Origin of the sequence: Galactobacter caseinivorans, from assembly GCF_003640665.1 — a bacterium.
Classification (GTDB): domain Bacteria; phylum Actinomycetota; class Actinomycetes; order Actinomycetales; family Micrococcaceae; genus Galactobacter; species Galactobacter caseinivorans.
In genome coordinates this window covers 175,131-201,811 of record NZ_QQXL01000003.1, presented here as the reverse complement: position 1 = coordinate 201,811, position 26,681 = coordinate 175,131, and the positions used below count along the sequence as shown (strand labels likewise).

General features: G+C 67.9%; 27 protein-coding genes and 1 riboswitch. Of the genes, 10 read left to right on the top strand and 17 right to left on the bottom strand.

Features of this window, described 5'->3' with window-relative positions; all coding sequences use genetic code 11:
• The first annotated feature begins 64 nt into the window (after positions 1-64).
• Both DWQ67_RS06335 and DWQ67_RS06330 read left to right on the top strand, forming a co-directional pair.
• Positions 65-592 carry a hypothetical protein gene (locus DWQ67_RS06335; protein ID WP_147433637.1) on the top strand — a complete coding sequence of 176 codons (528 nt, stop codon included), beginning with the start codon at positions 65-67 and terminating at the stop codon, positions 590-592.
• 600 nt (positions 593-1,192) lie between these two features.
• Positions 1,193-1,726, top strand: coding sequence for a hypothetical protein (locus tag DWQ67_RS06330; RefSeq protein WP_121484746.1), 534 nt, complete (start codon positions 1,193-1,195; stop codon positions 1,724-1,726).
• Between the two features lie 30 nt (positions 1,727-1,756).
• Here DWQ67_RS06330 and DWQ67_RS06325 read toward each other — a convergent pair whose 3' ends face one another.
• The 3 genes from DWQ67_RS06325 to DWQ67_RS06315 form a co-directional block, all read right to left on the bottom strand.
• Positions 1,757-2,689: a GNAT family N-acetyltransferase gene (locus DWQ67_RS06325; protein ID WP_121484745.1), complete on the bottom strand. Its 933-nt coding sequence runs from the start codon at positions 2,687-2,689 to the stop codon at positions 1,757-1,759.
• A gap of 2 nt (positions 2,690-2,691) precedes the next feature.
• Positions 2,692-4,083, bottom strand: coding sequence for a glycine--tRNA ligase (locus DWQ67_RS06320; RefSeq protein WP_121484744.1), 1,392 nt, complete (start codon positions 4,081-4,083; stop codon positions 2,692-2,694).
• 101 nt (positions 4,084-4,184) lie between these two features.
• The gene (locus DWQ67_RS06315; RefSeq protein ID WP_199712626.1) at positions 4,185-5,183 is read right to left on the bottom strand and encodes a DMT family transporter; all 999 of its coding nucleotides are present in this window, start codon (positions 5,181-5,183) and stop codon (positions 4,185-4,187) included.
• A 162-nt stretch (positions 5,184-5,345) separates the two neighbouring features.
• Here DWQ67_RS06315 and DWQ67_RS06310 point away from each other — a divergent pair, with 162 nt between their 5' ends.
• Positions 5,346-5,582, top strand: a complete 237-nt coding sequence (locus DWQ67_RS06310; RefSeq protein WP_199712625.1) for an RNA-binding S4 domain-containing protein — start codon at positions 5,346-5,348, stop codon at positions 5,580-5,582.
• On the opposite strand, the gene DWQ67_RS06305 is transcribed toward DWQ67_RS06310, so the two are convergent.
• From DWQ67_RS06305 to DWQ67_RS06295, 3 genes are all read right to left on the bottom strand, one after another.
• A complete protein-coding gene (locus DWQ67_RS06305; RefSeq protein ID WP_121484743.1) occupies positions 5,566-6,840 on the bottom strand; it encodes a Cmx/CmrA family chloramphenicol efflux MFS transporter in 1,275 nt (424 codons plus the stop codon). The two genes, DWQ67_RS06310 and DWQ67_RS06305, sit on opposite strands and share 17 nt — an antisense overlap.
• On the bottom strand, positions 6,837-7,493 hold the full coding sequence (locus tag DWQ67_RS06300; RefSeq protein ID WP_121484742.1) for a TetR/AcrR family transcriptional regulator: 657 nt from the start codon (positions 7,491-7,493) through the stop codon (positions 6,837-6,839). Before DWQ67_RS06300 ends, DWQ67_RS06305 begins: the two co-directional genes overlap by 4 nt.
• Positions 7,494-7,561: 68 nt before the next feature.
• Positions 7,562-8,221, bottom strand: coding sequence for an alpha/beta hydrolase (locus DWQ67_RS06295; protein WP_158595390.1), 660 nt, complete (start codon positions 8,219-8,221; stop codon positions 7,562-7,564).
• A 158-nt stretch (positions 8,222-8,379) separates the two neighbouring features.
• On the opposite strand from DWQ67_RS06295, the gene DWQ67_RS06290 reads away from it, so the two are divergent.
• Positions 8,380-9,198, top strand: coding sequence for an SGNH/GDSL hydrolase family protein (locus DWQ67_RS06290; RefSeq protein ID WP_233555942.1), 819 nt, complete (start codon positions 8,380-8,382; stop codon positions 9,196-9,198).
• On the opposite strand, the gene metX is transcribed toward DWQ67_RS06290, so the two are convergent.
• Both metX and DWQ67_RS06280 read right to left on the bottom strand, forming a co-directional pair.
• Positions 9,195-10,337: a homoserine O-acetyltransferase MetX gene (gene metX, locus DWQ67_RS06285; protein WP_407645796.1), complete on the bottom strand. Its 1,143-nt coding sequence runs from the start codon at positions 10,335-10,337 to the stop codon at positions 9,195-9,197. The genes DWQ67_RS06290 and metX overlap by 4 nt on opposite strands.
• Positions 10,338-10,393: 56 nt before the next feature.
• Complete coding sequence (locus DWQ67_RS06280; protein ID WP_121484739.1) at positions 10,394-11,761, bottom strand: bifunctional o-acetylhomoserine/o-acetylserine sulfhydrylase; 1,368 nt, start codon at positions 11,759-11,761, stop codon at positions 10,394-10,396.
• Positions 11,762-11,826: 65 nt separating this feature from the next.
• Positions 11,827-11,941: riboswitch (SAM riboswitch) on the bottom strand.
• A 186-nt stretch (positions 11,942-12,127) separates the two neighbouring features.
• Here DWQ67_RS06280 and DWQ67_RS06275 point away from each other — a divergent pair.
• A complete protein-coding gene (locus tag DWQ67_RS06275) occupies positions 12,128-12,778 on the top strand; it encodes a VOC family protein (RefSeq protein ID WP_121484738.1) in 651 nt (216 codons plus the stop codon).
• Positions 12,779-12,872: 94 nt separating this feature from the next.
• Positions 12,873-14,237, top strand: coding sequence for a YibE/F family protein (locus DWQ67_RS06270; RefSeq protein ID WP_121484737.1), 1,365 nt, complete (start codon positions 12,873-12,875; stop codon positions 14,235-14,237).
• On the opposite strand, the gene DWQ67_RS06265 is transcribed toward DWQ67_RS06270, so the two are convergent.
• Entirely contained in the window at positions 14,234-15,067 is an 834-nt protein-coding gene (locus DWQ67_RS06265; protein WP_121484736.1) for a CPBP family intramembrane glutamic endopeptidase, read from the bottom strand. The genes DWQ67_RS06270 and DWQ67_RS06265 overlap by 4 nt on opposite strands.
• A gap of 143 nt (positions 15,068-15,210) precedes the next feature.
• Between DWQ67_RS06265 and DWQ67_RS06260 the strand changes: the two genes are divergently transcribed.
• Entirely contained in the window at positions 15,211-15,960 is a 750-nt protein-coding gene (locus tag DWQ67_RS06260) for a MerR family transcriptional regulator (RefSeq protein WP_121484735.1), read from the top strand.
• 55 nt (positions 15,961-16,015) lie between these two features.
• On the opposite strand, the gene tpx is transcribed toward DWQ67_RS06260, so the two are convergent.
• The 3 genes from tpx to tdh are packed head-to-tail and all read right to left on the bottom strand — an operon-like array spanning position 16,016 to position 18,804.
• Positions 16,016-16,513, bottom strand: a complete 498-nt coding sequence (tpx, locus tag DWQ67_RS06255; protein WP_121484734.1) for a thiol peroxidase — start codon at positions 16,511-16,513, stop codon at positions 16,016-16,018.
• A 20-nt stretch (positions 16,514-16,533) separates the two neighbouring features.
• Positions 16,534-17,730, bottom strand: coding sequence for a glycine C-acetyltransferase (locus tag DWQ67_RS06250; RefSeq protein ID WP_121484733.1), 1,197 nt, complete (start codon positions 17,728-17,730; stop codon positions 16,534-16,536).
• Between the two features lie 27 nt (positions 17,731-17,757).
• The gene (gene tdh / locus DWQ67_RS06245; RefSeq protein ID WP_121484732.1) at positions 17,758-18,804 is read right to left on the bottom strand and encodes an L-threonine 3-dehydrogenase; all 1,047 of its coding nucleotides are present in this window, start codon (positions 18,802-18,804) and stop codon (positions 17,758-17,760) included.
• A gap of 96 nt (positions 18,805-18,900) precedes the next feature.
• Between tdh and DWQ67_RS06240 the strand changes: the two genes are divergently transcribed.
• Positions 18,901-19,836, top strand: a complete 936-nt coding sequence (locus tag DWQ67_RS06240) for a LysR family transcriptional regulator (protein ID WP_121484731.1) — start codon at positions 18,901-18,903, stop codon at positions 19,834-19,836.
• A 10-nt stretch (positions 19,837-19,846) separates the two neighbouring features.
• Here the strand turns inward: DWQ67_RS06240 and DWQ67_RS06235 are convergent, their stop codons facing one another.
• Positions 19,847-20,470 carry a LysE family translocator gene (locus DWQ67_RS06235; RefSeq protein WP_121484730.1) on the bottom strand — a complete coding sequence of 208 codons (624 nt, stop codon included), beginning with the start codon at positions 20,468-20,470 and terminating at the stop codon, positions 19,847-19,849.
• Between the two features lie 156 nt (positions 20,471-20,626).
• Between DWQ67_RS06235 and DWQ67_RS06230 the strand changes: the two genes are divergently transcribed.
• A complete protein-coding gene (locus DWQ67_RS06230) occupies positions 20,627-21,085 on the top strand; it encodes an Lrp/AsnC family transcriptional regulator (protein WP_121484729.1) in 459 nt (152 codons plus the stop codon).
• Positions 21,086-21,181: 96 nt separating this feature from the next.
• On the opposite strand, the gene DWQ67_RS06225 is transcribed toward DWQ67_RS06230, so the two are convergent.
• A complete protein-coding gene (locus DWQ67_RS06225; RefSeq protein ID WP_121484728.1) occupies positions 21,182-22,114 on the bottom strand; it encodes a DMT family transporter in 933 nt (310 codons plus the stop codon).
• Between DWQ67_RS06225 and DWQ67_RS06220 the strand changes: the two genes are divergently transcribed.
• Positions 22,113-23,555 carry an aminotransferase-like domain-containing protein gene (locus DWQ67_RS06220; protein WP_121484727.1) on the top strand — a complete coding sequence of 481 codons (1,443 nt, stop codon included), beginning with the start codon at positions 22,113-22,115 and terminating at the stop codon, positions 23,553-23,555. The genes DWQ67_RS06225 and DWQ67_RS06220 overlap by 2 nt on opposite strands.
• A gap of 28 nt (positions 23,556-23,583) precedes the next feature.
• Here DWQ67_RS06220 and DWQ67_RS06215 read toward each other — a convergent pair whose 3' ends face one another.
• From DWQ67_RS06215 to DWQ67_RS06205, 3 genes are read right to left on the bottom strand one after another with little or no spacing between them, the layout of a single operon-like run.
• Positions 23,584-24,456 carry a phosphotransferase gene (locus tag DWQ67_RS06215; RefSeq protein ID WP_158595389.1) on the bottom strand — a complete coding sequence of 291 codons (873 nt, stop codon included), beginning with the start codon at positions 24,454-24,456 and terminating at the stop codon, positions 23,584-23,586.
• Positions 24,453-24,992 (bottom strand): hypothetical protein, encoded by a 540-nt coding sequence (locus tag DWQ67_RS06210; protein WP_147433636.1) that lies wholly within the window; start codon positions 24,990-24,992, stop codon positions 24,453-24,455. The genes DWQ67_RS06215 and DWQ67_RS06210 overlap by 4 nt, the downstream gene beginning before the upstream one ends.
• Positions 24,989-26,557 carry a long-chain-fatty-acid--CoA ligase gene (locus DWQ67_RS06205; protein WP_121484915.1) on the bottom strand — a complete coding sequence of 523 codons (1,569 nt, stop codon included), beginning with the start codon at positions 26,555-26,557 and terminating at the stop codon, positions 24,989-24,991. Before DWQ67_RS06205 ends, DWQ67_RS06210 begins: the two co-directional genes overlap by 4 nt.
• Between the last annotated feature and the right edge of the window lie 124 nt (positions 26,558-26,681).

The window sequence follows — 26,681 nt, the reverse complement described above, 5'->3', positions numbered from 1 at the left end:
CAAATGCCGCAGTGGCCAGGATCTCTCCGCACCCATCGTCTGCGCACCAGTTAAACTCCAACGCATGGCAAAAACAACACGCACCCGCGTGAAGTGGAGAGATTTGTTTCCCACGAAGTACTTGAATTGGCTCAAATGGTGCTGTGTTGGCGCGGCGGCCATGATAGTCGTGGGAATGATCCTGCCCTCCTTCAACGGAAACATCTCCACTGTGCAGGGCACGGTGGTGCACACGGGGGTTGAAACGTACAAGGACCCAAACACTCGGGGCGAAGCTCGCACCTTCACTGGTCGCCTTGCCACCGTTGAATACTCGGACGCTTCGGGAGCCACAGTCACTACCAGAGTCGAGTCCGATGAGTTGCAGGTGGGCGACAGGACAACGATCTGGCAAGAGCGGAGCCTCTTTAGGAAAAAAGATACCGCCGCTGATCCGGCGCGCAGGATCTCCTTGGCGTGGGGCTTCATCGTGGGCTTGTCAGTCTGCGCCGGCCTCCTTGCCCGGGTGGTAGCGCGGCGCAAGGCCAAGCTCCCGAAAGGGCCGCCCCCTGCTGGCCCCGGCTCAACGCCGGCGCCCGAGATCCGCGGCTAGGTAGCGGATAGGTAGCGGATAGGCTCCGGCGTATGACTCGATCCTCTGGAACCCGCGCCAGGCGCGGTTTCAGCCTTCCCATGCACGCAATAGTCGGACTCTTGTGCGTCTCGCTCTCGATCATTGCTTGGGCGGTGGTGGGCAACATCATCCCCGTCGCCACTGGAAGCATCCCCTCGGCTCAGTGCACGGTGGTCAGCACCGGCGATGAAACGCACAACGAGCGTAGCGACCGTGGCTTGAGGGCTAAGCCAGTGACAAGGCGCTACGCGCGCGCAGAATGCACGGAGGACAGCTCCGGTGCTCGGGTCAACACCAGCCTCCCGTCCGAGCACCTCCAAGCGGGCGACAGGGCCACCGTCTGGAATGACAGGACCATCTTCGGTCGCGGGCCAACCTTTCGAGATCCCGCGCGCTCTACCCCCATAGCAATAGGGTTTGTGGTGGGCTTCGCCGCGGTGGCCGGCTTCATGATCCGGCTGATAGTACGGCGCAGGGCCGAGCGCCCACCGGGGCCCCGTCCCCCTCGAGCTCGCCGGAGGCGGCACACCACGGCACGCCCCTATAATCCGTATCTGCATCGCGATTAGACTCCGGCGCATGGCCCCGTCCCAGCAATCGCGCGCAGCGAGCTTGCCGCGTCCGGGCGTCAGCGCCGCGCTGGTGCTTGGCCTGATCGCCGTCCTGATCACGGGTTACGCGGTGTCCTTTGGACCCATGCTTCACCGCGCCACCACCAGCTTTCTGGTGGTGCAGGGCACCGTCACCTCCACGGGGCTGGAGACCCACCGCGGCAGCAGCCGCCGAAGCTTTCCCACCACCGAGCGCTACGCGCAGCTGAGCTACGCCGACCCCGCCGGGCTGAAAAAGTCCGTGGGCGTTGCCTCCCCTGACCTGAAAGTCGGGGAGTCCGCGACGCTGTGGATAGATCCCAGCAAGGATCCCGGCCGCGCCGGACACGCCAGCCTGGAGGACCCCTCTCTGGTCCCCACATGGATGTGGGTCACGGCCCTGGCCACCGCACTCGCAGCCGGGCTGATCCTGGGGGTGCTGGCTGTGCGCTGGAACCGCAGAGTAGGCCCCAGAGCAGACCCAAGAGCAGGCCCAGAAACAGGTTCGGCGCGCCCCCTCTAAGGGAACGCGCCGAACCTCAAGCACCGCGCACTAGGCGTCAGTGGCCACGATCTCGCTGGTGGCCACGACCGTCGCCAACTCGGCGGCGCCCAACTCGTCGATCACCAGTGCCAACGGAACCATCGCGTCGTCGACCTCTAGCTGCACCGGGAACTGGTGCACCAACATGCCAAGCAGCGAGCGCACCGACAGGGTCGCGTCCTGCAGGCCAAGTTCCGGATCCCAGCCAAGGAACACCTCGGTGGGGGCCTCCGGGCGCTGCGGCTCGTAGGACACGGCGAAGGCCAGGATGCGACCGCCCGCGGCCTTGGGCCGATCCCGCAAGACCACGGCGCCCTTGGCTCCCGTGTGATCCCCCAGCAGCATGGTCTGGGTCAGCCCCACACTCATCAGCGACGGATCCCACTCGTGGGTGGCGTTGTAGTAGCCGGCCACCAGCGTGGAGAGCTCCACCGAACCGGTCGCCGCCTCATCCAGCGTCAGGCCGTCCTCTGAGAAGGCGGGCAACGGCAGCGAGCCCGGCTCCACCACCACCAGGCGCGAGCGCTGCAGCTCACCAAATCCCGCGGCGCGCAGGAATCCGGCTGCGCCGTCCGCATCCGGATTCTCACCGGCTGCGGCGACCGTGTAGCGCGCCTTCAGCTGCGCGCCGGCGGGCAGTTCCAGGCGAAGCAAACGCAGCAGCTCGGTCGCGATTCCGCGCCGGCGCAGCCCGGAGGCCACCTCGGCGTAGAACCAGTAACGCTGGGGGTGCAGTGATGAGGAATAGACGACGGCGGCCGCGAAAGGCACACCCTGATCCTCCGCTACGACGGAGCGCGCAAAGGGCTCATCGGAGCTGACGCGCAGCATGGTGCGATCCTCGTGGGCCTGGGGCGTGCGGGGGCCTCCCCACACCTCCAGCAGGCGCAGATCATCGCCGTCTTCCCACGCTCGGAACGTGATTCCCTGAAGGTCCGCCATGATTAGTTAGCTCCCAACAGGCGCCCTGCCAAGTAATTCTGAATCTGATCAAGCGGCACCCGCTCCTGGCTCATGGTGTCCCGCTCTCGCACCGTGACCGCGTGGTCCTCCAGCGTGTCAAAGTCCACCGTGATGCAGAACGGCGTGCCGATCTCATCCTGGCGGCGGTAGCGACGGCCAATGGCACCGGCGTCGTCAAAGTCCACATTCCAGTGCTTGCCCAGCTTCTCTGCAAGCTCACGGGCCACCGGGGAGAGCTTCTCATTGCGAGAGAGCGGCAGGACCGCGGCCTTGACCGGGGCCAGGCGCGGGTCAAGCTTGAGCACCGTGCGCACATCCACGCCGCCCTTGGCGTTGGGGGCCTCGTCCTCCGTGTAGGCATCCACCAGGAACGCCATCATGGAACGGGTCAGGCCAAAGGAGGGCTCAATGACGTACGGCACGTAGCGCTCGCCAGAGGCCTGATCAAAGTAGGAGAGATCCTGCTTTGACGCGGTGATGTGAGACTTCAGGTCAAAGTCGGTGCGGTTGGCAACACCCATGAGCTCGCCCCAGCCGTCGCCGCCGGCAAAGCCGAAGTTGTACTCAAAGTCGATGGTGCGATCGGAGTAGTGGGCGCGGTCCCCATCCGGCACGTCAAACTCGCGCATGCGCTCCGGATCAAGGCCAAGGTCCACGAACCAGGCCCAGCAGTCCTTGACCCACTCGTCGAAGTAACGCGGGGCGTCCTCCGGCGCGGTGAAGAACTCAATCTCCATCTGCTCAAACTCGCGGGTGCGGAAGATGAAGTTGCCCGGCGTGATCTCGTTGCGGAACGCCTTGCCGATCTGGCCAATGCCAAACGGGGGCTTCTTGCGCGCGGTGGTCACCACGTTGGCGAAGTTCACGAAGATGCCCTGCGCCGTCTCCGGGCGCAGGAAGTGGCGGCCGGACTCGTCGTCAACGGGGCCAAGGAAGGTCTTCATGAGACCGGAGAAGTTCTGAGGCTCGGTCCACTCGCCGCGCGTGCCGCAATTGGGGCACGCGATGTCCGCCATGCCGTTGTCCGGGGCGCGGCCCTTCTTGGCCTCAAACGCCTCAATCAGGTGATCCTGGCGGTGACGGGTGTGACAGGACAGGCACTCCACCAGCGGATCGGTGAAGGTCGCGACGTGCCCGGAGGCCTCCCACACCGCAGTGGGAAGGATGATGGAGGAGTCAAGGCCCACCATGTCCGCGCGTGCGCGAACAAAGGTCTGCCACCACTGGCGCTTGATGTTCTCCTTGAGCTCGGCGCCCAGTGGCCCGTAATCCCAGGCGGAGCGTGAGCCGCCGTAGATCTCTCCGGCCTGGAAAACGAACCCGCGGCGCTTGGCCAGCGAGATGACTTTGTCGAGCGTGGTTGGTGCTGCCATGGTGATGAACTCCAGATGCTCCTGGCGGGCCGCCGGCTGCGGTCCGCGCGAAAGGTGAGTGCAACCAACCCTACCGGCCAGGGCCCAACGGGGCATTTTCGCTAGCCGCGCTTGCGCTCCCACGGCATGGTCGCGCCGGGCTGGATGGAGGCAAGGCAGACCGCGCCGATGGCGAGCAGGCTCCCCAGCACCGTCGGCAAGGCGATGCCTGCCGCGTCGCTTGGCCACACGGCGTCGAGCAGGAGGGAGCCGAGCAGCTGACCCGCGATCATGCCAAGGCTCGTGAGCAGCACGCCGAGGTGGCGGGCCAGGTAGGCGGAGAGGCCGATGAAGACCACGCCCATGGCGCCGCCAAGGTAGAGCCAGGGCTCGTGGGGCAGCGGGCCCGCCGGGCCGGCGATGCCGAGCTTGATCGCGAAGGCAATGCCAAGCACCACGGTGCCCGCCACAAAGTTAAAGACCGTCGCCGGAATAAAATTGCCATAGTGCTTGGTTTGTGTGCCATTCATTGCCGTCTGAAAACCATTCAGGATTCCGGCCGTGAGCGGCAGCAGCATGGGAAGGAGCAGCTGCGCTGGGTGATGAAGGGCCTCGCCCAGCTTGGGAGAGACCGCCCACACCACCGCGCCGAGCATGATGGCGACGCCGATGATGCGCACGCCGGTCACGGGGCGGCGGCCGCCTGGACCAAAGCCGGTCGCGTCCACGACCATGCCGCCAAGGCTCTGCCCGGTCACGTTGGCGACCGTGAAGACCGCGATGCCGATCACGCCCACCACCAGGCCCTGGCTCAACACAAAGTAGGCACCGATGGCGCCGGCCAGCATGTACCACCACGGGAAGACCCGCGCCCGCAGCGTCGCCGGGATGGCGCGCACGCTGCGCCGGCCGGCCGGCAGGATGGCCGCGATCAGCAGGATGATCACCAGGCCAACTGAAAAACTGATCAGCGCGGCCGCGAGGCCGTCGCCGAGACGCGCCCCGAGCTGACTGTTGGTGCGGCCCTGGGCGGGCATGGCCACCCCGGCGATCAACGCCAGGATCAGGCCAAGGGGTAGGGGTAGCGCAGAGCGCGCGGGAGCTGAGATATGGGGAGCCATGGCCGTGCCAGGTTACCCCCGCTGGCGGCAGGCATGGCACTCGCGTGACACTTGGTTGCCGCGGGATGAATGCCCGACGCCGCGTGGCCGGGTACGTGAATCGTCCCACTCCCCCTGTCCTGACCTCGCGCCTGCGGCCTGTCCCGGACTACGCTTCTCCTTATGGCTTCCACCCCCCAAAACATTGAAGACATCCTCCTGAGCGAGGATGGCATTCGCCTTGGTCAGCTCCTGAAGCTGATGAACGCCGTCGAGGACGGCCAAGAGGCCAAGGCCGTCATTTCAGACGGCCTGGTGCAGGTCAACGGCGACATTGAGACGCGTCGTGGCTGCCAGTTGCATGCCGGTGACGTGATTGCGTTCAACGGCGGCGGCTGGCGCATCACCGTGGACGCGTAAGCGACCCACCGTCACGATCCGCCGCGCCCCGGTCCGGGCCGGTGCCGGTCTTGGCTCCCGGCCCTTCCTCCTTCGCCGCCCAACGCGAATCCGTCCTCCGGGCCACCAGCGCGAGCATCAGCGCCAGCACGGCCAGCACGGCGCCAATCCAGACGGTGGTGACCACCGGCAGGCCCAGAGTGAGCGCAGCGGCGCCCAGCGCGGGGCCGGCCGCGTTGCCCACGTTGAAGGCACTGGTATTGACGCTGGCAGCGAGCGTCGGTGCGCCGCCCGCCACCTGGAAGACCCGCGCATTCAGCGCCCCGGCGATGGAGAAGCCGGAGAGCCCAATGAGCACGATCGCACAAACGGCCGGCAGCCACCACCGCGCCACCAGGGCGAGCAGAATGAAGGCGGCTACGAGCGCCACCAGCGAGCCGATCATGTTGGCAAAGAGGCCGCGATCCGCCAGCCGCCCTCCCACGGTGACCCCCACCAGGGCGCCAACACCAAAGGCCGCAAGCACCGCAGGCACCCAGACCGGGTCCAGTCCAGCGGTGTGGGTCAGCAGCGGCCCAAAGTAGGAGAACGCGGCAAAAACGGAGCCCTGAAAGAGCGCAGTAATGCTGAGCGCCAGCCAGATCCTGGGGTACCTGAACACGCGAAGTTCCAACCTCACCAGGCTCTTCAGCGGCGGTAGGTCTTCCTTGCGCGGCAACGATTTCACCGTGAAGGCCACCAGCACGGCGGCGAGCGCCGTCACCACGGCCAGCGCCCAGAAGGCAGAGCGCCACCCAAACACGTGTCCAAGGAGTGCGCCGGCCGGCACCCCGATCAGATTCGCGACGGTGAGCCCGCCCACCAGGGCGGCAAGTGAGCGAGCCGTCACCGCAGGAGGCGCCACCCGCACCGTGTGAACCGCTGCCACGGCCCAGAACCCACCGCAGGCGATGGCGGCGATGACGCGGGAGGCCATGAGCGTCCCGTACCCCGGTGCCAGGGCTCCCATGACGTGCGCCGCGGCGAACGTCAGAATGGCGGCCAGCATGGTGGTGCGCACGGGTAGCTTCAGCGTGAGCACGGCCAGGACGGGCGCGCCAAAGATCATGCCGACGGCGAATCCGGTGACCAGCAGGCCGGTTTGGCCCAGGCTCACGTGCAGCTCGGCGGCCATCTCCTCCAGCAGCCCCGCGATCATGAATTCACTGGTGCCGAGGGCAAAGATGACGGCGGCGAGCAGCAGCACCACCGCGGGCACGCGGGGCTTGGCCTGGCTCATGAAGTGGCCCCTTCGCGCGGGGTTGAGGCGTCGGCGGCGGCCAGCCGGGACAGCAGTTCCCTGCCGGACGGCGTGGCCCAGGATCCCAGCAACGCGTCCACTTGGGTGCCAAGCGCCCCAGCATCAAGTAACCGAGCAGAGACGCGGAGCCCGGCAAGGAAGGTGAGCAATAAGGCGGCGCGTGCGGGGACGTCCGGTGCCGGCAGCAGCTGCCCCTCCTCTTGGGCCTGGACCAGCAGGGCGGCATGGCTGGCGACCCACCGCTCGCGATCGGCGTGCAGAATCTGTGCCACAGATTCCACGCTGGAGCCCAGCTCCACGGCGGTGTTCACGGACAGGCACCCCTGCCTGGAATCATCAGCCGACTGCGCCTGCACGTCATCCAGAAGCCGGTGACGCAGCTTCGCCAACCCCGCCCCTTCCTGGGAGGGAAGGGCCAAGGCCAACTCGCCGCCCCGTCGGGTGTATTCCGTCAGGGCGCTCAGAAAGAGGGAGTCCTTGGATTTGAAGGTGTTGTAGAAGCTGGACCGGGAGATGCCAGCCTCGGCACAGAGCCGGACGGTGTCTGCACCTTCGTATCCACAGCGGGTAAAGGAATCGATGGCGGCGTCTATGACGCCTGCTGCATCAAAAGCGACGGTTCGGGGAGACATGCCTTCAAACTAGCCCTCTTGGACACAGGTGTCCAGAATGACTGTCCGGTGGCGTCATGCCCCGCGCCTCACAAACGAGCGCCAAAGACCTCTGCGTTCAGGAACTCGCCCACATGGCTGATCTCCTGCGGGGCAATCCCATGCCCCATCCCGGCGTAATTGATTTTGGTGAGCTGAATGTGGGAGCGGGCCCACTGATTGGTGTACTCCACCTTGTCCTCGGTGATCACCGGATCCTGTTGGTCGCGACCCCAGAACAGCGGCAGCTTGAGGTGCTTCAGCGAGGAGTCGTCAAAGTAGTTCTGCGCTGGGTCAAGCGCCGCGTCCAGCGCAAAGCCTGACAGCCCCACCACCGCGGTGATCAGGTCCGGGCGGCGCCGCATCAGCGAAGTGGCGATGGCCATGCCCATGGAGAAGCCAAGCAGCACAATCGTGTCCTGCTTCTCCTTCATCTCTTCCAGCCACACGATCAGACGGTCAACCACCGCCTTCACCACGTCAAAGTCAAACGCCGGATCATTCACGAGCGGGAACCACGTGTACCCCGGGCCCTGCTCAAACGGCGCGCGGATGGAGGCCACGGTGAACTGCGGCGGGAGCTGGGACGCCACCGGCATCAGGTCCTTCTCATCCGCGCCGTAGCCGTGGAACATCACCAGCAACGGAGACATCTCGGTATTTCCTGCGGGCGTGTGAAGGTCAACAAAGGGATCCCAGTCAAAGCTCATGCCCCCATCGTGGCAGAGATCGCCATCGCAGCCCAGGAACACACGAGTGCCACGGGCAATCCGGCGTGTGCAAACGCGCCGCCTCCACCGTGAGGCGTTTATTACTTTTGGGTAGCTTTGCTGGCGCCTGGGCAGTGTGGATGACAGCATGAATGATCGTGAGCGATCTAAACCCCTCTGAAGACCTACACCCCTGGCGCCGTTTCGTGGCGATCGGCGACTCCTTCACGGAGGGCATCGGCGATCCGGACCCCACCGTCCCCGGCGGGAACCGCGGGTGGGCTGACCGGGTGGCGGAGCAGCTGGCCAGCGCCTCCCCCGACTTTTCTTACGCCAACCTGGCCGTCCGCGGTCGTCTGATTGGACAGATCAACGACGAGCAGGTGGAAGCGGCGTTGGAGCTGCAGCCGGACCTGATCACGCTCTGCGCCGGCGGCAATGACGTGACGCGCGGCGGGAACCCTGACTTCATCGCGGACGAGCTGGACTCCATGGTCAAGCGCCTCAGCCGCGACGGGGCCACAGTGGTGCTCTTCACCGGCCCGGACATCGGCGAGACGCCGGTGCTGGGGACGCTGCGCGGACGCGTCGCAATCTTCAACGAGAACGTGCACACCGTGGCCCTGCGCCACGACGCCGTGATCGCGGATCTGTGGGCTCTGCGCCAGCTGCACCAGAAGCCCATGTGGGCCCCGGATCGCCTGCACTTCTCCGCACTTGGCCACCACACCATCGCCGCGATGGTCCTGGATTCCCTGGGCGTGCAGCACAGCCTTGACCCCACGACCCCTGAGCCGGCCGCTTCCACGACCTGGCGCCAGGCCCGCGCCGGGGACATCGATTGGGCGCGCGAGCACCTCTTCCCGTGGGTCATGCGCCGCGTGCGTCACCAGTCCTCCGGCGACGGTGTCTCCGCCAAGCGTCCGCTGGCCGCGCCGGTCTTTGGCAAGGCCAACGGGCCCGTGCCAAAGGACTAGCCAAAAACCCGCGCCCGCAGTTGGGGCTCCAGCTGTTCTGCCTGCGTCAGGAAGCCGTCGTGGCCCATGGACGAGTGGATGTACTCCACCCCTGGCTTTCCGGGCAGGGCAGCGGCGAGCGCCTCTGACTGCCCGGGAAGGTAAAGCCGGTCTGAGTCAACGGCGGCTACAAAAAACTCCACCGCATCCAGCTGGCCAAGCGCCGCGTCCACTCCCCCGCGCCCGCGCCCCACGTCGTGACTCATCAGCGCCTCGGTGAGGCTCAGATACGCGTTGGCGTCAAAGCGACCCACCAGTTTCTCCGCCTGATGATCCAGGTATGACTCCACGGCGTAGCGCCCGCGCCGCTGCCGATCCGGCGAACCGAGCGGCGTCTCCGCCCCCTGCGGCGCCCGCCCAAAGCGGGATTCCAGCTCGGGTTCGGCGCGGTAGGACAGGTGCGCCAAACGGCGCGCTATCCCGAGACCTACCCGTGGGGCGTCGTCGTGCCGGTAATAATCCCCGCCCCTGAAGGCCGGATCCAGACGGATCGCCGCCGTCTGCGCCTGCGCCCACGCAATCTGCTCAGCCGTGGAGGCGGCGCAGGAGGCAATGACCACGCAGTGCCGCACCCGCTCCGGCTGAGTGGCCGCCCATTCCAGCGCGCGGGCGCCGCCCATGGACCCGCCAATGACGGTGTGCCAGGATGCCAGGCCGAGCAGATCAAGGAGACGGGCCTCCAGCGCCGCCATGTCCCGCAGGGTGATGAACGGGAAGCGCGACCCCCAGGCCTGGCCGTCCGGCGCCGCGCTGGCCGGCCCGGTGGTGCCAGAGCAACCACCGAGCGCGGCCGGCGCGAGCACAAAGTACCGCTCCGTGTCGATCACTCGACCCGGGCCCACCAGCCCGCGCCACCAGCCGTGGGCGCCCTCGGGGCCGTCCGCCACTTGCGCATCGCCGGTGAGGGCATGCAACACAAGAACCGCGTTGGAGCCGTCCGGATTCAGCCTTCCCCACGTTCGGAAAGCCAGCGAGACCTCAGGCAACCTCCCGCCGGTCTCCAGTTGCAGGGCGCCGGAGCGCAGCAGCCGGGGCGTCCCGTCCGCTGCGCCGCGGTCCTGGTGGGTGATGGCCGTCCTCGGCCTGGCGTCAAGGCTCACGCGCGCTCCCTGTGCTGCTGTGTTCTGTGCGGGCTGGGCTGGCTGGGCGGGCCGGCTCAGACGGCGACCGGGTTGGCGTCAGCCTCAGTGCTCGACGCCGCCGCTGAAGCGCCCTGGGCGGCAAAGGCCGCCAGGCCGGAGCTCAGGTCCGCGAGGATGTCGTCAATGTGCTCGATGCCGACGGAGAGGCGCACCAGGCCAGGCTCCACGCCGGCGGCATACTTCTCCGCCTCGGAGAGCTGCGCGTGGGTGGTGGACCAGGGGTGGACCACCAACGAGCGGACATCGCCTAGATTCGCCACGAGCGAGTGCAACTCAAGGGCATCCACGAAGGCGCGCGCCGCCTCCGCGCCACCATCAAGGGTGAACGCGACCACTGCGCCGATCCCGCGGGGGCCGTACTTTTGCCCGCGCTCAAACCAGGGGCTGGACTTGAGCCCGGCGTAGGCCACGCTGGCCACCTCCGGGCGTCCCTCGAGGAAGCCGGCCACCGCCGTGGCATTGGCCACGTGGCGTTCCACGCGCAAGGAGAGCGTCTCCAGGCCCTGGGCAATCAGGAAGGCGTTGAACGGTGCGGCGGAGGAGCCCAGGTCTCGCAGCAATTGCACGCGGGCCTTGAGGATGTAAGCCAGGTTGGCGCCCAGGGCGGACCCCACGCCCAGATCGCGGGCAAACACCAGGCCGTTGTAGGACTCGTCCGGAGTATTGAAGCCGGGGAAGCGCTCCGGGTCCTTGGCGTAATCAAAACTGCCACCATCCACAATGACGCCGGCGATGGCGGTGCCGTGCCCGCCCAGGTACTTGGTGGCGGAGTGCACCACCACGTCAGCACCCCATTCAAGCGGGCGGATCAGGTACGGCGTGGCCAGGGTGTTGTCCACAATCAGCGGCACGCCGGCTTGATGCGCCACTGCCGCCACGCCCTCAATGTCCAGCACGTCCTGGCGCGGATTGGAGACCGTCTCGCCAAAGAACGCCTTGGTCTGCGGGCGGACAGCGTCCCGCCACTGCTCCAGGTTGTCCGGGTCCTCAACGAAGGTGACCTCCAGGCCAAACTTCTGCAGGGTGTGCTTGAGCAAGTTCTGCGTTCCCCCATACAGCGAGGGGCTGGCGACCACGTGGTCACCTGCCTCTGCCACGTTCAGGATCGCGAAGGTGGTCGCGGCCTGGCCGGAGGCCAGGAGCAACGCGCCCACACCGCCCTCCAGGTCCGCGATGCGCTGCTCCACCACATCAGAGGTGGGGTTGCCGATGCGGGTGTAGATGGGTCCCAGGTCTTGCAATGCAAAGCGCTGGGCAGCCACGTCCGCATCGGGGAAAACGAAGGAGGTGGTCTGGTAGATGGGCAGGGCCCGCGCACCGGTAGTGGGATCGGCCTGCTGGCCGGAGTGGATCTGACGGGTCTCAAAATTCCAGGAGCTCATGGCGCCCTCTCAGTCTTGGGCGCCGCCGTCCGGCACGCACGCATGGCGTGTCGGAACGCCAGGTGCGCCCGCGCTTGCCGAGGCGGTGTTCCGCTCGACCAGGTCTTCACCCGGGGCACCCCGCCGCGGAGGGAGGGTTGCCGGCCAGCAAGCCGGGGCTATCTGCTGGCACTCATGACCTGCGTCCAGTGTGCGCGGGCCGCCCGGAACCGCGCAACCCCTCCCCAGTCACGCGCTGTCACCTGCTGTCATGCGGCGTCACGAGACGCCGCGTGACCCCTTCCGCACCTCCTCGCTTTGGAGCGGCAAAATCGCTAAGGGCACCCTAAGTAGAGATGCGGGTCACTTCGGTGCGAGGCTGTGCCCATGAAGGTCGACCACGTCTCTTACGCCTGTGGCCCCGAGGGGCTTATTGCTACTTCCGAGCGGATCGCCGATCAGCTGGGAATCGAATTCGTGAAGGGCGGTGTGCATCCGCGCTTCGGCACCCGGAACGCCATCTTCCCCATGCGCAACGGCCAGTTCCTTGAGGTGGTTGAGGTGCTGGAGCACCCCGCCAGCCTGAAGGCCCCCTTTGGTCAGGCCGTCCGTGCCCGCTCCGAGGCCGGCGGCGGGTGGATGGGTTGGGTGGTCCGCGTGGATGACCTGGCACCGTTCGAGGCACGCCTGGAACGCGAGTCAGTTCCCGGCAACCGCCGCTTCCCCGACGGCCGCGAGCTGACCTGGCGCCAGATCGGCATCAGGGGCCTCATCGCCGACCCGCAGCTGCCGTACATCATTCGCTGGGACGAGGAGACGGCGCACCTGCACCCCTCCACCGCACTGGAAGAGGCCGAGCCCCAGGCGGAGATCACCGCCCTGGCGCTGGCAGGGAATCGCAGCCGCGTCCTCGAGTGGCTTGGCGCCCCCGCGGTTTCGCCGGACGAGGGCCTGAACGTTTCTTACACCTCTCCCTCTGGCACCCCGGGCCTCATGAGCGTCACCTTCTCCACCCCTCGTGGGCAGGTCACCCTCTAGCAGGTCCACAGGGCCGGCCACCGCGTGAGTGGCCGGCCCTTCACACACGCCCCTCATTTCCCGCGCAACGCCGCCCCTCTGGCAGGGTGGAATCATGGGCCACCACCACAGCGCGCCGATTGCCGACCCCGCACTGAGACGCCGGGCTGGCATCGCTTTGGCGTCCTTCCTCATCCCCCTGGCCCTCGCCACGATCGCCGGTTTGGTGTGGCTCTGGCCGCAGCACTCCTCAGACCAGGTGCGCCTGGGCCAGCCGTACTCCTCCGCGCCCGGCGTGCAAATCCTGAGCGCCACCGTGGCCAGAGTGGACACCTCGGGAGACTGCTCGCAACGGAACGAGTCCACCGGCGCCAACAAGGCTCAGACCTGCATCACGCCCTACGTACTGCTGCCCCATCACGAGGGGCAACTAGCGGTGCAGATTCCACCGGAGATTCGCGATCAGCACCCTCCCGAGGTCGGGGATCAGCTGCGGATCATCTACTTTGGGGCCACCGCCGAGGGGGTGGATGAGGCGTCCGCGACCTTCATCGACTACGACCGCTCACTTCCCGTTGCCTTCCTGGCGATCCTCTACGCCCTGGTGGTCATCCTCGTGGCGCGCTGGCGTGGACTCCGAGCCATCCTGGGACTCGGCTTCGCCTTTGTGATCATGGGCCTGTTCATGTTCCCCGCGCTGGTGGCCGGCAAGCCTGCCCTGTGGGTGGCACTCGTGGGATCCGTGGCCATCATGTTTGTGGTGCTCTACTTTGCGCACGGCTTCACCGCGCGCACCTCCACCGCCCTTCTCGGCACCGTCTTTGGGTTGGCCGTCACCGCAGGGTTGGCCATCTGGGTCACCGACTCTGCAGGGCTGATCGGCATGGGCGATGAATCCACCTACGCCCTAAACCAGCAGGTTCCGGGCATCTCGCTGTCCGGGCTGGTGGTCTGCGGCCTCATGGTCGCCGGGCTGGGCGTGCTCAACGACGTGACCATCACGCAGGCCTCCGCCGTGTGGGAATTGGCGCAGGCGGACCCCAGCATGAGCGCGCGCGGCCTATTCTCCCGCGCCATGCGCATTGGCCGCGACCACATTGCCTCCACCGTCTACACCATCGCCTTTGCCTACGCTGGCGGCGCCTTCGCCACGCTGCTCCTCCTGAGCCTCTACGACTACACCTTCTCCGACTTCCTCACCACGGGCCACCTAGCTGAGGAAGTGGTCCGCACCCTCGTGGGCTCGATCGGCCTGGTACTGGCCATCCCCGTGACCACCGCCATCGCCGTCCTGGTGGTCAAGGCCGTGGGCACCAGCTCGGCCCCGAGTTCGCCGGCCGCCCCCGCAGGAGACTCACCCGTCGCCTTCGACGCGGACGAGCCGATCCCCAGCCTCTACGACGTCGTGCAGGGGCGCGACGGCGGTACGAGGGCTCCGGGCGCGGACGGAACCGGCGGCGAACGGGTGCGCAGGCACTAACTGCCGTAACCAAACGCAGAAGCCAACAGCGGGTACGCAACAAAACCGGCGACGTCGAGCAGGGTGTGGGCAATGACCAGCGGCGCCACCCGCCGCTTCTTCAAGTACAGCCAGCCAAAGATCAGGCCCATGATCGCGTTGCCGATGAACGGGCCCACGCCTTGGTAGAGGTGGTAGCTGCCGCGCAGCAGTGCGGAGCTCAGCAGGATGGACCAGGTGCGCCAGCCCAGGCGCTCCAGGCGCTCCATCAGGTAGCCGACCACGATGACCTCCTCTAGCAGGCCGTTGCGCAGGGCGGCGAGGATCAGCACGGGGATGGTCCACCAGTACTCCCCCAGGCCGTTCGTGGAGATGGCGGTGGTGATGCCGAGCGCCCGGCCGCCCGCATAGAGGCCGAGCGTGCCGACGCCGATGGCGAGGAACAGCACCACGCCTTGGCGCAGATCCGGCCACCAGCGCGTGAAGTCCAGCCCAAGGCGGCGCAGTGGGTTCCCCCCTGGCCACCGCGCCAGCAGCCAGATGACGAGGGCGACCGGGGCCAGGGAGAAGACGATGCCGGAGAGCTGGTAGGCCAGGTCTATCCAGGGACGCGCGCTCGCGGAGCCGTTCAGACTCGCGACGCCGTCGCCGATGGGCCCGCGGCTGGCCAGGTCAATCAGGTTGATGAGGGCGTTGACGCCGGAGCGGCCCAGCGAGAGCGCCAAGACGATCACAATTTCCCAGATCAGGACCCGGCGGGACGGTTGCGCCGCGGGCGCCCCCGTTAGGAGCCCGTCCGCCGCCGCAGGGACGGGACCGGACGGGCGACGCGGGGAGGGCTCTTGCTTCACCTCGCGAGCATAGACGCCAGCACCATCAACCCCCAAGATAGATAGTGCCGCTATCTGATTTACAGGCTAGTCTACCTAACGCGCACGGTGCCATTCCGGCTGACGTTTTGCGCCACCACAGCAAGACCACAAGGAGGACGCCTATGCGCCTGGCCGAGCTCTCCGAGCTGACGCACGTTCCCGTGCCCACGATTAAGTACTACCTGCGCGAGCGCCTCCTCACGCCCGGGACCCCGGTCACCGCGCGCCAGTCTGACTATGACGACACGCACGTTCACCGCCTGCGACTCATCCGCGGCCTCTCCAAGATTCACGGCTCCACACTGGATGAGATCCGGCGCGTGCTGGACATTGTGGACAACAACGAGGCGCCCATCGACGCGACGGGGCAGGCCGAGCACGCCCGCCTGGCGGAAACCATGGAGGACACTCCTGAGATGGTGGAGCGCAGGCAGCGCACCCGCGAGTTTGTTGCCGGTCTTGGCTTCTCACCCAGGACGCCGGACGCCTTTGTGGACCGACTGGGTGAGGTCCTCAACGTCGCAACGCTCGCTGGCTTCCCGCCGAACCATGCCGCCATGCAGGCGTACGCACGGGCCGCGATGATCGTGGCTGATTCAGAGTTTGCCGCCATTGAATGGGAGGACACCCCCAACGCCGCCTCCCAGGCCCTGCTGGCCACCATGCTCTACGAGCCGGTGTTTGGGCTGATGCGCAAGATGGGCCACTACCGTTTGGGCGAGCTGATCTTCTTTGAATCCCAGGGCATTCCCAACCCGGATGCGCCGCCGGAGGAGCTGGCGCAGGGCCCCGAATGGGCCCGGCGCGACGACGCTCCGGTTCCGGCCCCCACGCCGGGCTGGGCCTCGCCGGTGGACGGCCCTCAAAAATAAAGACACCCCCGGCCCGGGCGTGACGCCCAAGGCGGGGGTGTCTTGACGTCTGGAGTTAGGCCAGCACGGCCAGGGCCGCGTCGTAGTCCGGCTCCGTGGAGATCTCCGGGACCAGCTGCGAGTGCAGCACCGTGCCATCCACGTCCACGACCACCACGGCGCGGGCCAGCACACCGGCCAGCGGGGAGTCCGTGAGGCGCACGCCGTAGTCCTCCCCAAAGCTGGAACGGAAGGCGGAGGTGGTGATGACGTTGTCGATGCCCTCGGCGCCACAGAAACGGCCGAGCGCAAACGGCAGATCCTGGGACACCGTGACCACGGTGGTGTTCTCCAGGCCAGCGGCACGCTGGTTGAACTGGCGCACCGAGGCGGCGCAGACGCCGGTATCCACGGACGGGAAGATGTTCAGGACCACGCGCTTGCCCTGAAAGTCGGCACTGGTGACGGTGCCGAGGTCGTTATTGACGGTCTCAAAGCCGGGAGCCTTCTGGCCCACCACGGGCAGCTCTCCGACGGTGTGGGCAGGGGTACCGGTAAATGCAGTAGTAGCCATGCTCGCCATCTTTGCACGAACTAGCTCGCCACGAACGCCTGAACCGCCCGCTCCACGTCATCCGCGGAGTGCGCCGCGGAGAGCTGCACGCGGATGCGCGCCTGCCCCTTCGGCACCACGGGGTAGCTGAAGGCCGTCACGTACACGTTGTGCTCCAGCATGCGCTTGGCCACCTGCGCGGCCCGGACGGCGTCGCCAAACATGACGGCAACAATGGCGTGCTCACCCTCCAGCAGCTCAAAGCCCTCCTCGCTCATGCGCCGGCGGAACAGCTCCGCGTTCTCAAAGAGGCGGGTGCGCAGCTCCCCTGCCTGCTCCACCAGGTCAAGGGCGGCCAGCGTGGCGGCCACGATGGACGGGGCAAGCGAGTTAGAGAACAGGTAGGGCCGGCCTACTTGGCGCAGTAGCGCCACGATCTCCGCCCGCCCGGAGACGTAGCCGCCGGAGGCCCCGCCCAGGGCCTTGCCGAAGGTGCCCGTGTAGATATCCACCCGATCGGAGACGCCGGCGTGCTCCGGTGTGCCCGCGCCGGTGGCTCCCATGAAGCCCACCGCGTGCGAGTCATCCACCATGACGAGCGCTCCAAACTCCTCCGCCAGGTCGCAGATCTGGCCCAGCGGGGCCAGGTAGCCATCCATGGAAAACACGCCATCGGTGACGATGACCACGCGGCGCGCCCCCGCGCCGTCGTTCAGGGCCTTGGTGGCCTCCAACTGCAAGCGCAACTGCTCCATGTCGCGGTTGGCGTAGCGGAAGCGGTGCGCCTTGGACAGGCGGATGCCATCGATCAGCGAGGCGTGATTGAGTGCGTCGGAAATGATCGCGTCCTCCTTGCCAAAGAGCGGTTCAAAGACCGCGCCGTTGGCGTCAAAGCAGGAGGAAAACAGGATGGTGTCCTCGGTGCCGAGGAAGCGCGAGACGCGCCGCTCCAGCTCCAGGTGAATGTCCTGGGTGCCGCAGATGAAGCGCACGGAGGCCATGCCAAAGCCGCGCTCGTCCAAGGCCCGCTTGGCTGCCTGGATCAGGCGCGGGTCATCCGCCAAGCCCAGGTAATTGTTGGCGCAAAAATTGAGCACCTTCTGCGGCGGCCCACCGCCCTCAGCGGCCAGGACCTCGGCGCCCTGAGGGGAGGTGATGGTGCGCTCGTGCTTGCTCAGGCCCGCTGCCTCAATCTCGGCAAGTTGCTCGGTGAGTTGCGCTCGAATGGTGGTGTACATGCTGACTCCTTCGGTGGTATTTCTGGCCTAGAAGACGGTCCAGTCCAGCACAACTTTTCCGCCGTGGCCGGAGCGGGCGGCGGCAAAGCCGGCCTCCCACTGGGTGGCTGGCAGCACATCGGTGACCACCGCGGAGATCCGCTCGCGCAGCACGGGGTCGGAATCAAGCATGGCGCTCATGGCGTACCAGGTCTCGAACATCTGGCGGCCATAGATCCCCTGGAACGTGATCATGCGGGTCACCATGCGGCTCCAGTCCACGGGGATCTCCCCGGTCGGCAGGCCAAGCATGGCGATGCGCCCGCCGTGGTTCATGTTCTCCACCATCTCTGGCAGGGCGGTGCGCACGCCAGACATCTCCAGGCCGATGTCGAAACCCTCCTTGAGGCCAAGGCGCCGCTGGGAGGCGCCGATGCGCTCGGTGGCCACATTGACCACGTCATCCGCGCCCGCGGCCACGGCCATCTGCAGCCGCTCTTCGGAGACATCCGTGGCCACGATGCGGCGGGCCCCGGCGTGGCGGGCCACCGCGACGGCCATGATGCCGATGGGCCCGGCGCCGGTCACCAAAACGTCCTCTCCCACCATGGGGAACGTCAGCGCGGTGTGCACGGCGTTGCCAAACGGGTCAAAGATGGCGCCAAGCTCTGGGGTGATGCCGCCCTCGGAGTGCACCCAGACGTTGGTCTGCGGGATCACCACGTATTCGGCGAAAGCGCCGGCTCGCTGCACGCCGACGGACTGGGTGGCAATGCAGAGGTGGCGCCGCCCGGCACGGCAGTTGCGGCACATGTCACAGACCACGTGGCCCTCCCCGGAGACGCGATCGCCGATCCGGACGTGATCCACCAGCTCACCCACCTCCACGACCTCGCCGTAGAACTCGTGGCCGGGCACCAGGTCAGGAACGGTCATCTCCGCGGCCGCCGCGTCGCCTGCCTGGATATGCAGGTCGGTGCCGCAGATCCCCGCCGTCATCACCCGGATCTTCACGTCATGCGAACCGGGGGTGGGCTCGGGGCGGTCTACCAATTCAAGGGGGGAGGCCAGGGAGGCCTTGAAGAGCGCTTTCACTCCCCCAGTCTGTCGCGTTCGCGGCGCTGGCAATAGCGAAGGAACGGCAGATGTTTGTCATGTAACGGTGAAGGGCTTCTTCACTATGCTTGGCCCATGGACGTCACCCACCTGCGCACGCTGCGCCTCCTGGAGGACCTGGGCTCGCTCCGGGCCGTGGCCCAGGCGCTCTACATCAGCCCCTCCGCCGTGTCCCAGCAGCTGGCGCAGCTCCAGCGCGAGGCCGGGGTGGCCCTGACACGCAGGGAGGGGCGCGGGCTGCTCCTGACCGAGGCGGGGCGGGCGTTGAGCGCCGCCGCGCGGGAGGTGCTCGTGGCGATGGCGCGGGCGGAGGCGGCGGTCACGGCGCACGACGCCGCCGCAGACGCGCCCGTTTCGGTGGCCCTCTTCCATTCGGTGGGGCCACTGCTTGGCGGGCGGCTGGTCGCGCGGCTGGCCGCCGCCAACGGGCCCACCGTCACGATCGGGGACGAGGACGTGCCTGGGGCAAGGGTTCCGGCGCTCACCTCCGAATACGACCTGGTCCTGGCGCACCGCGTGGACCACGCTCCGCCGTGGGGCGGCGGCGTGAGCGCCGTGGAGCTCTTGCGCGAGCCGTTCGATATCGCGCTGCCTGCCGCGCACCGCCTCGCGGGCCGGGACGCCCTTGACCCAGCCGACCTGGCGGATGAGCGCTGGGTCAGCTCCCGCGAGGGCTACTCCCCCGCGGACGTGCTGGCGCTGGTGGGCGCCGCAGCGCACCGCCATGTGCGCGTGGAGCACCGCGTCAACGACTACGCCACGGTGGCCTCCCTAGTGGCCCACACCGGCGTGATTGCGGCCCTACCGCGCTACACGGCCGGTGCCATGGTGCCCGACGGCGTGGTGTTGCGTCCCCTGCGCGGCGCACCTCAGGTGCGCCTAATCGAGGCGCTCGCGCGGCCCGAGACCCTGGCGCGGCCGGCCGTGCAGCGCGTGCTGCTTGCGCTGCGTGAGGTCATGGAAGGTGCGCGGCCCGGCGGAGGTGGCCCCGCCGCGGCGTCGGGCAACTGAGCGCCCGCCGTCAGATCCAGTGCGCCACGCGCTCCGCGGCAAGCACGGTCCCGATCAGGATCATGGCGACCCCGGAGAAGCGGGTGATCCAACGAGCCAGCGCCGGTCGGGTGCCCAGCACCCGCTGCGCGGTCAGGCCCACCAGGACGTAGATGACGGCGCATCCCAGCAGGTGGACAGAGCCGAGTGCCAGGAGTTGCGCACCAAGCGGCCAGCTGGCGGAGTGGCTGGTGAACTGCGGCATGACCGCGGTCATGAGCAGAATGAGCTTGGGGTTCATGCCGCTGACGCCGATCCCCTTGCCGAACCAGCGCCCTGGGGATCCAACGGGAGCCTCCATGGTCAGGTCCTGAGCGCCGGAGCTTTGGCGCAGCACGCCCACACCAAGCCAGACCAGGTACACGGCACCCATCAGGGTCAGCGCGGTGAGCGCGCCCGGCACCTGCGCCAGCAAGGCGCCCACGCCCGCCGCGACCACCAGCACACTCAGGAGATGCCCGGCCCACAGCCCCGTGACGCTGGGGAGCACGCGGTGCTTCAGGCCACCGGAAATGGCGTAGGCCCAATCGGCGCCCGGCGTCATGATGAACAGCATCGACACGCCCCAAAAGGCCCAGATCATTCCCGATTCCATGCGCCTGCATCTCCCCTCTGATGAATCCTTGAGTGCTGCGTAGATGGGGCCCGCAGGGGCGCCGCATCGCTACGACAGGAAGACTAGGCAATATTCGTTGGAAGGTGCTTCCCTGAATTAGCCGAATCCGCGCGAGTCTGAGGAAGAATAGTCCGCATGGACGCACTGGATTGGCAAATCCTTTCAACGCTGCAGGACGACGGCCGCCTGACCGTCACCCAGCTGGCAGAGCGGGTGGGGCTCTCGGTCTCCCCGTGCCACCGCCGGCTGCGGGCGTTGGAGACAGAGGGCATCATCACGGGCTACCGCGCCATGCTGGATGCGCAGCGGCTCGGATTCGGCTTTGAGACCCTGCTCTTTGTCACGCTAGAGGCGGCCAACCACACCACCATTCCCCTCTTTGAGGCGGCCGTGAGCGGGCTGCCCAACGTGATCCTTGCCCAGCGCCTCATCGGCGAAACGGACTACCTGCTGCGCGTGGTGACCCGGGACCTGGCGGCCTTCCAGCAGCTCTATGACGAGCAGCTCTCCGCGTTGCCGGGGGTGCGCCGGCTGACGACCACGCTGGTCATGAAGTCCGTGGTGCCAGAGCGCATGCTGCCCCTGGCCCGCTAGCCCGCGGGGCGGAAGGGCCTCCGGGGCGGAACGGTCTCCGGGGAGGAACGGCCCGCGAGAAAGAAACGGGATCCGGCCAGCGCTGATTCAGCCGGCTCACCGCCGGGAGCGCACCGCCAACCAGGCAAAGAGCACCACGACCAACCCGCCAAGCACAGTGGCCCACGTCAGCGCTTCCGCCAGGAACCAGGCAGCCCACACGATGGAGAGCAGCGGCTGCATGAGCTGCACCTGGCTCACACGCACCATGGGGCCAATCGCCAAGCCGCGATACCAGGCAAAGAAGCCAAGGAACATGCTGACCACCGCCAGGTAGGCAAAACACAGCCACCCGATGAAGCTGGCCTGCACGTCTTGCCCCACCGCGCTGAATCCGGTGAGCGCGGTGGTCGCGGGGAGCGAGATGATCAGCGCCCAGGAGATGGTCTGCCACGAGCCAAGCGTCTTGGAGAGCACACCACCTTCGGCGTAACCGATCGCCACGGCGATCACCGCCCCAAAAAGCAGTAGGTCTGCCGCGTGCAGGCCACCTAATCCTCCGCCCTGGATGGCGGCAAAGAGCACGCCGGCCAGGGAGCCCAGGGCGGCGAAGATCCAGAAGCGAGCCTTGGGCCGCTCGCCGGTGCGCAGGCAGGCGAACACGGCCGTCACAGCGGGGACCACGGCAATCACCGTGGCGGCGTGGGAGGCCGGCACGGATGCCAAGGCGTAGGAGGTCAGTAGCGGGAACCCGAGCACCACCCCGAACGCCACCACGGCCAGGCTGAGCCATTGGCGCCCCCGCGGCCGCGCCGGGCGCAGGATGGCCAACAAGATGGCGGCCAGCACAGCGGCCACCACCGCCCGGCCAGCACCAACGAAGAGGGCGGGCAACCCCGCCCCCACGGCCACACGCGTCAGCGGGACGGTAAAGGAGAAGGCCAGGATGCCGAGCGCTCCCCACCAGAGCCCTGCGGCGCCGCGAGTCCGGGCGGGCGTGCTCAATATCGCTTCGCCTGCGGGATGAATAGCGCTACCATCTAGTTTCATGAACCACAGTAGCAGTGATCGTCTTGCCGTATCCCTGCGCCGCCACCTTGCCCAGCTGGCGCCGGGCACGCGCCTGCCCGCCACCCGCGCGCTCGCGGCGCAGCACGGCGTCGGACCGGGAACCGTGCAGGCCGCCCTGCGCACGCTCACCGCCGAGGGCCGGGTGGAGACCCGCCCAGGGGATGGCACCTTCGTGGCCCGACAACGCGCAACCGCGCCGGAGGACTTCAGCTGGCAAACCTCCGCCCTTGGCCCCAGCCCGGCCGGGCACCTCCACCGGGGCACCGTGCTGGTGGATGGCGCTGCGGACGCGATGGACCTGGGCGAGGGCTACCCCGATCAGGAGCTGTACCCCTCCGCGCTGATCCGCCAGGCGCTGACCCGTGCGGCCCGCTCCGAGGCGGCGCTGACGCGCGCACCGGTGGCTGGACTGTCTTCGCTGCGCCGCTGGTTTGCCCAGGACCTGGCCAGCCGCATTCCCGCCGCGCAGCCCGCCCCGGGCGAGCGCGACGTCGTGATCCTGCCGGGTTCCCAGGCCGGCCTCAGCGCCATCTTCCGGGCCGTGGTGGGCACCGGGAACGCCCTCCTCGTGGAGTCCCCCACGTATTGGGGCGCCATGCTGGCCGCGGCGCAGGTCGGCGTCCGGCTGATTCCGGTGGCGTCCGGCCCTCATGGCCCGGACCCGGAGGCCGTGGACGCGGCCTTTGCCAGTAGCGGTGCCCACGCGTTCTATGCCCAACCCACGTTCTCCAATCCGCACGGTGCGGTGTGGGATGAGCCGCGCCGGGCCGCGATGCTGGAGGTGGCCCGCGCCCACGGGGCGTTCATCGTCGAGGACGAGTGGGCGCGCGACTTTGCGCTCATGGACACCCCTGCGCCGCTCGCCGCGCAGGATCCGGACGGCCGCGTGGTCCACCTGCGCTCCCTCACCAAGAGCGTCTCCCCCGCGTTGCGCGTGGCGGCCGTGACGGCGCGCGGCCCGGTGCGGGACCGGCTGGTGGGCGAGATCGCGGCGCAGGCCATGTACGTGAGCCCCCTGCTGCAGGCGGCCCTGTTGGACGTGGTCACCGCCGCCGGGTGGCCCGCGCACCTGAAGCGGCTGCGGCGTGAACTGACGCAGCGCCGGGACCTGCTCCTGCGCCTGCTGGCACCTGCCGCGCCGGCGCTCACGGTGGAGTCGGTGCCGCGCGGCGGCCTGCACGCGTGGGTGCGCGTGGACCCGCTGGTGGACGCGGCCGAGCTGGTGGCGCGCTGCCTGGCCCGCGGGGTGCGGGTGCGCACCGGGGAGGCGTGGTTCCCGGCGGAGCCCCCGGCACAGTTCCTGCGCGTGACCTTTGCCGGCGTCAGTGCACAGTCCCTGCCCGACGCCGCCGGGATCCTTGCGCAGGAGGCGCGCCAGCTCTGGGCGGAACGGAAGGAGACGGGCGGAATCGGCCGTTAGGACGCCGGGACACCGGGCTGCTAGGCCGTTACGTCGCGAGGACCTCGCGACTGATGGCACCGAGGCGCCCCTCGTCGCTGTGCATTAGGGCCAGGAAGTTGGCCCGCCAGCCGCCGGCGCGGTCCCAGAGATCGGCATCCGCCCAGAACGCGCCGCGGCCGTAGGCCGAGCGGAAGCGGCTGGCCCCCTCGGGCGAGAACTGTGTCAGCGCAATGCCGAGGTCGCTCGCGGGGTCACCGGAGGTGAGGTCACTCAGGTCCACCGCGGCCAGCAGGCGGGCCCCGTCCCCGCGTGGCTCTGCGATCAGGTTGGAGGCATGTGGGTCCCCGTGGATCCACCGGGCGGGGAGCTCCCACGGGCGGGCCGCCGCCGCGATCTCCTGAGCCTGCTCCAGGCCCGGGCGCAGTTGGTGCGGCACCTGGTCCAGGGTCTGGCCCCAGCGCTGGAGCCGCTGCGCCACGGCGGTGCCGCGCACGGAGTTCTCCGGCGCGTCCAGGGGAGCCAGGCGGTGAAAACCGACCAGGAACCCGGCTAGCTGCTCCGCGTAGGAGTCGCGTTGAGCCATGCTCAGATGCGCTGCCGTCTCCCCCGGAAAAAACTGCGTGACTGTCCACGCATAGGGGAAGAGCTCATCCGGCTCACCCAGGAACTGGGGCACCGGCACCGGCAGGCTGAGCCCCCACCCGGCTTCCTCTGCCCACTGCGCCTCCGCGCGCACCTGCTGAGCGGCGCTGGCCCGCCGCGGTAGCCGCACGGCGAGCCTCTCCCCCAGCCTGAACATGGAGTTGTCCCAGCCCTGCGCCACCGGCTCCAGGGGCAGGTCAGCCCATTGCGGGGCCTGGGCGCGCAACAGCTCCCTGACCAGCTCCGGGGTGGTCTCCACGTCTGCGTCTGGGGTCATGCACCGCTCACTTGTACTCCCTGGGCCCGCCATTGTTGCAGGGCCGCGTCAGGGACAAAGTCTAGGGGCAGGGCAATCACGTACGGGTCCGTCGCGTTGCGGATCCGGAAGCGAATCACCCAGGTCTGCCCCGCGCGCTTGGCCCACTTCACGTCCCGGTGCGGTGCCGAAATGGTAGCTCCCCACCCCACCCAGGAGAACCCGCCCTGGTCCCAAGCCACCGTCAGGACGTTGTCAGGGCCCAGCCGGCTGCGCACAGTGTTTTTGGCCAGCCGCGAGCCAAGCGGAACGCCGATCGCCGCGGCAACGCCGAAGGCGAACGTGATCAGCACCAGGAAGAGGATGGTCGCCTGCCACCCGGCAAGAAGGAATGTCACGACTCCAACGACCACGAGCACCGCGAGGTAACTCCACCCGAGCAAGGGGAACAGGATCTTGCGGCGCGGGGCAGTCGCGAGGGCGGCAATCTCCGCCTCCGTGAGCTGACGCTGAACCGAGTGCACCCCAGGCTGCCCCGGGAGGGGTGGGGTACTCACGCGCTAGCGCCGCCCACTCGTTCAACATAAGAGGCCACCAGCTCGCGCTTCAGGATCTTGCCAGAGGGCCCCACGGGGAACTCCTGCACCAGCTCGACGATGCGCGGGTACTTGTAGGCGGCCAAGCGCTCCTCGCCGTACGCACGCACTGCCTCCACCGTCAAAGTGGAGCCGGGAGTGAGTGTCACCGCCGCGGCAACTTCCTGACCGCGCACGTCATCCGGCACGCCGTAGACGGCGACGTTGGAGATCTCGGGGTGCGTCAGCAGCGCCTCTTCTACTTCTCGCGGGTAGACATTGTAACCATTTCGCAGCACCATGTCTTTTTTGCGATCCATGATGCGCAGGTAGTCATCCTCGCCCTTGGTGCCTAGGTCGCCCGTGCGGAACCAGCCATCCACCACGGCCTCTGCGGTGGCCTCTGGGCGCCCCAGGTAGCCGGAGAAGAGGTTGTGCCCACGCACCACCACCTCGCCCAGCTCGCCACGGGGCAGCAGCACAATCTTGTCTGCGATAGCCGGGTCCGCGATCTCCGCGTCAATACCCCAAATGGGGCGGCCAATGGAGCCGGGAACGGTGGGAACACCCACCTCGTTGAAGCTCACCACCGGGCTGGTCTCCGTGAGGCCGTAGCCCTCGTGGATGAGCGCGCCGGAGGCCTGCTCAAAGCGCTCCAGGATGCTCAGCGGCAGGGCGGCGCCGCCGGAGACCGCGTAGCGCAGCGATGACGGGCGATCCTCCTTGCCGCGGGCCGCCTCCACCAGGGCCACGTACATGGTGGGCACACCGGCCATGATGGTGATGCCGCCATTGACCAGCGCGTCCCAGGCCTCCGCGCCGTTGAACTTGGGCACCAGCACCAGCTCGGCGCCGGAGCGAATCCCGAGGTTGAGCACAATGGTCTGCCCAAAGATGTGAAAGAGCGGCAAGGCGCCCAAGATCTTGTCGTTCTCGTCCATGTCGAACGTCCCGATGAGCAGCGCGCTGGTCTGCTCCAGCAGCGCGAAGTGGGAGAGCATGGCGCCCTTGGGCTTGCCGGTGGTGCCAGAGGTGTAGAGAATCGCCGCGATGTCCTCCGGGTGGCACAGCTCGATCTGGTCGATCGGCGTGGCGGCGGCGGCCAGGTCCTCCAGGCGGGTGGTGCCCAGTTCCTCCGGTGCCAGGACGGACAACAGCTCGACGCCGGCGGCTTGGGCCCCCGGGGCGCCCTCACCAAGCAGCGGCGCGGCCGCCACCAGGATGCTTGCCTCGGAGTCCGCCAGCACGTACTCAATCTCGTGCCGCTTCAGCAGCGCGTGCACCGGCACCACCGTGGCGCCGAGGCCAAGGACCGCGTAGTAGGTGAAGGCGAAGTGCGGGATATTGGGCATCAGCACGGCGACCTTGGACCCGGGACCAACACCCTTGGCCCGCAACGCCCCCGCGTAGGCGCGCGTCTGAGCCCACACCTGGGTGTAGCTCAGGGACTGCGGGCCAAGCGTGATGGCCGTGCGGCTCGCATGCCGATGCGCGCTCTCCACGAGCACCGATGCGACATTGATCCCCGTAAAACCGGTCTGAGTCATGCGAGCCTCTTCCATGAAGATTGCACCGGCCACGCGATGTGACCGGCGTCTCCTCCAAGCAAACGGCGACAGGGCCTGCGTGTCAACGCCATGTACCCTCCCGCACCCACCTCCTGGGCAAGTT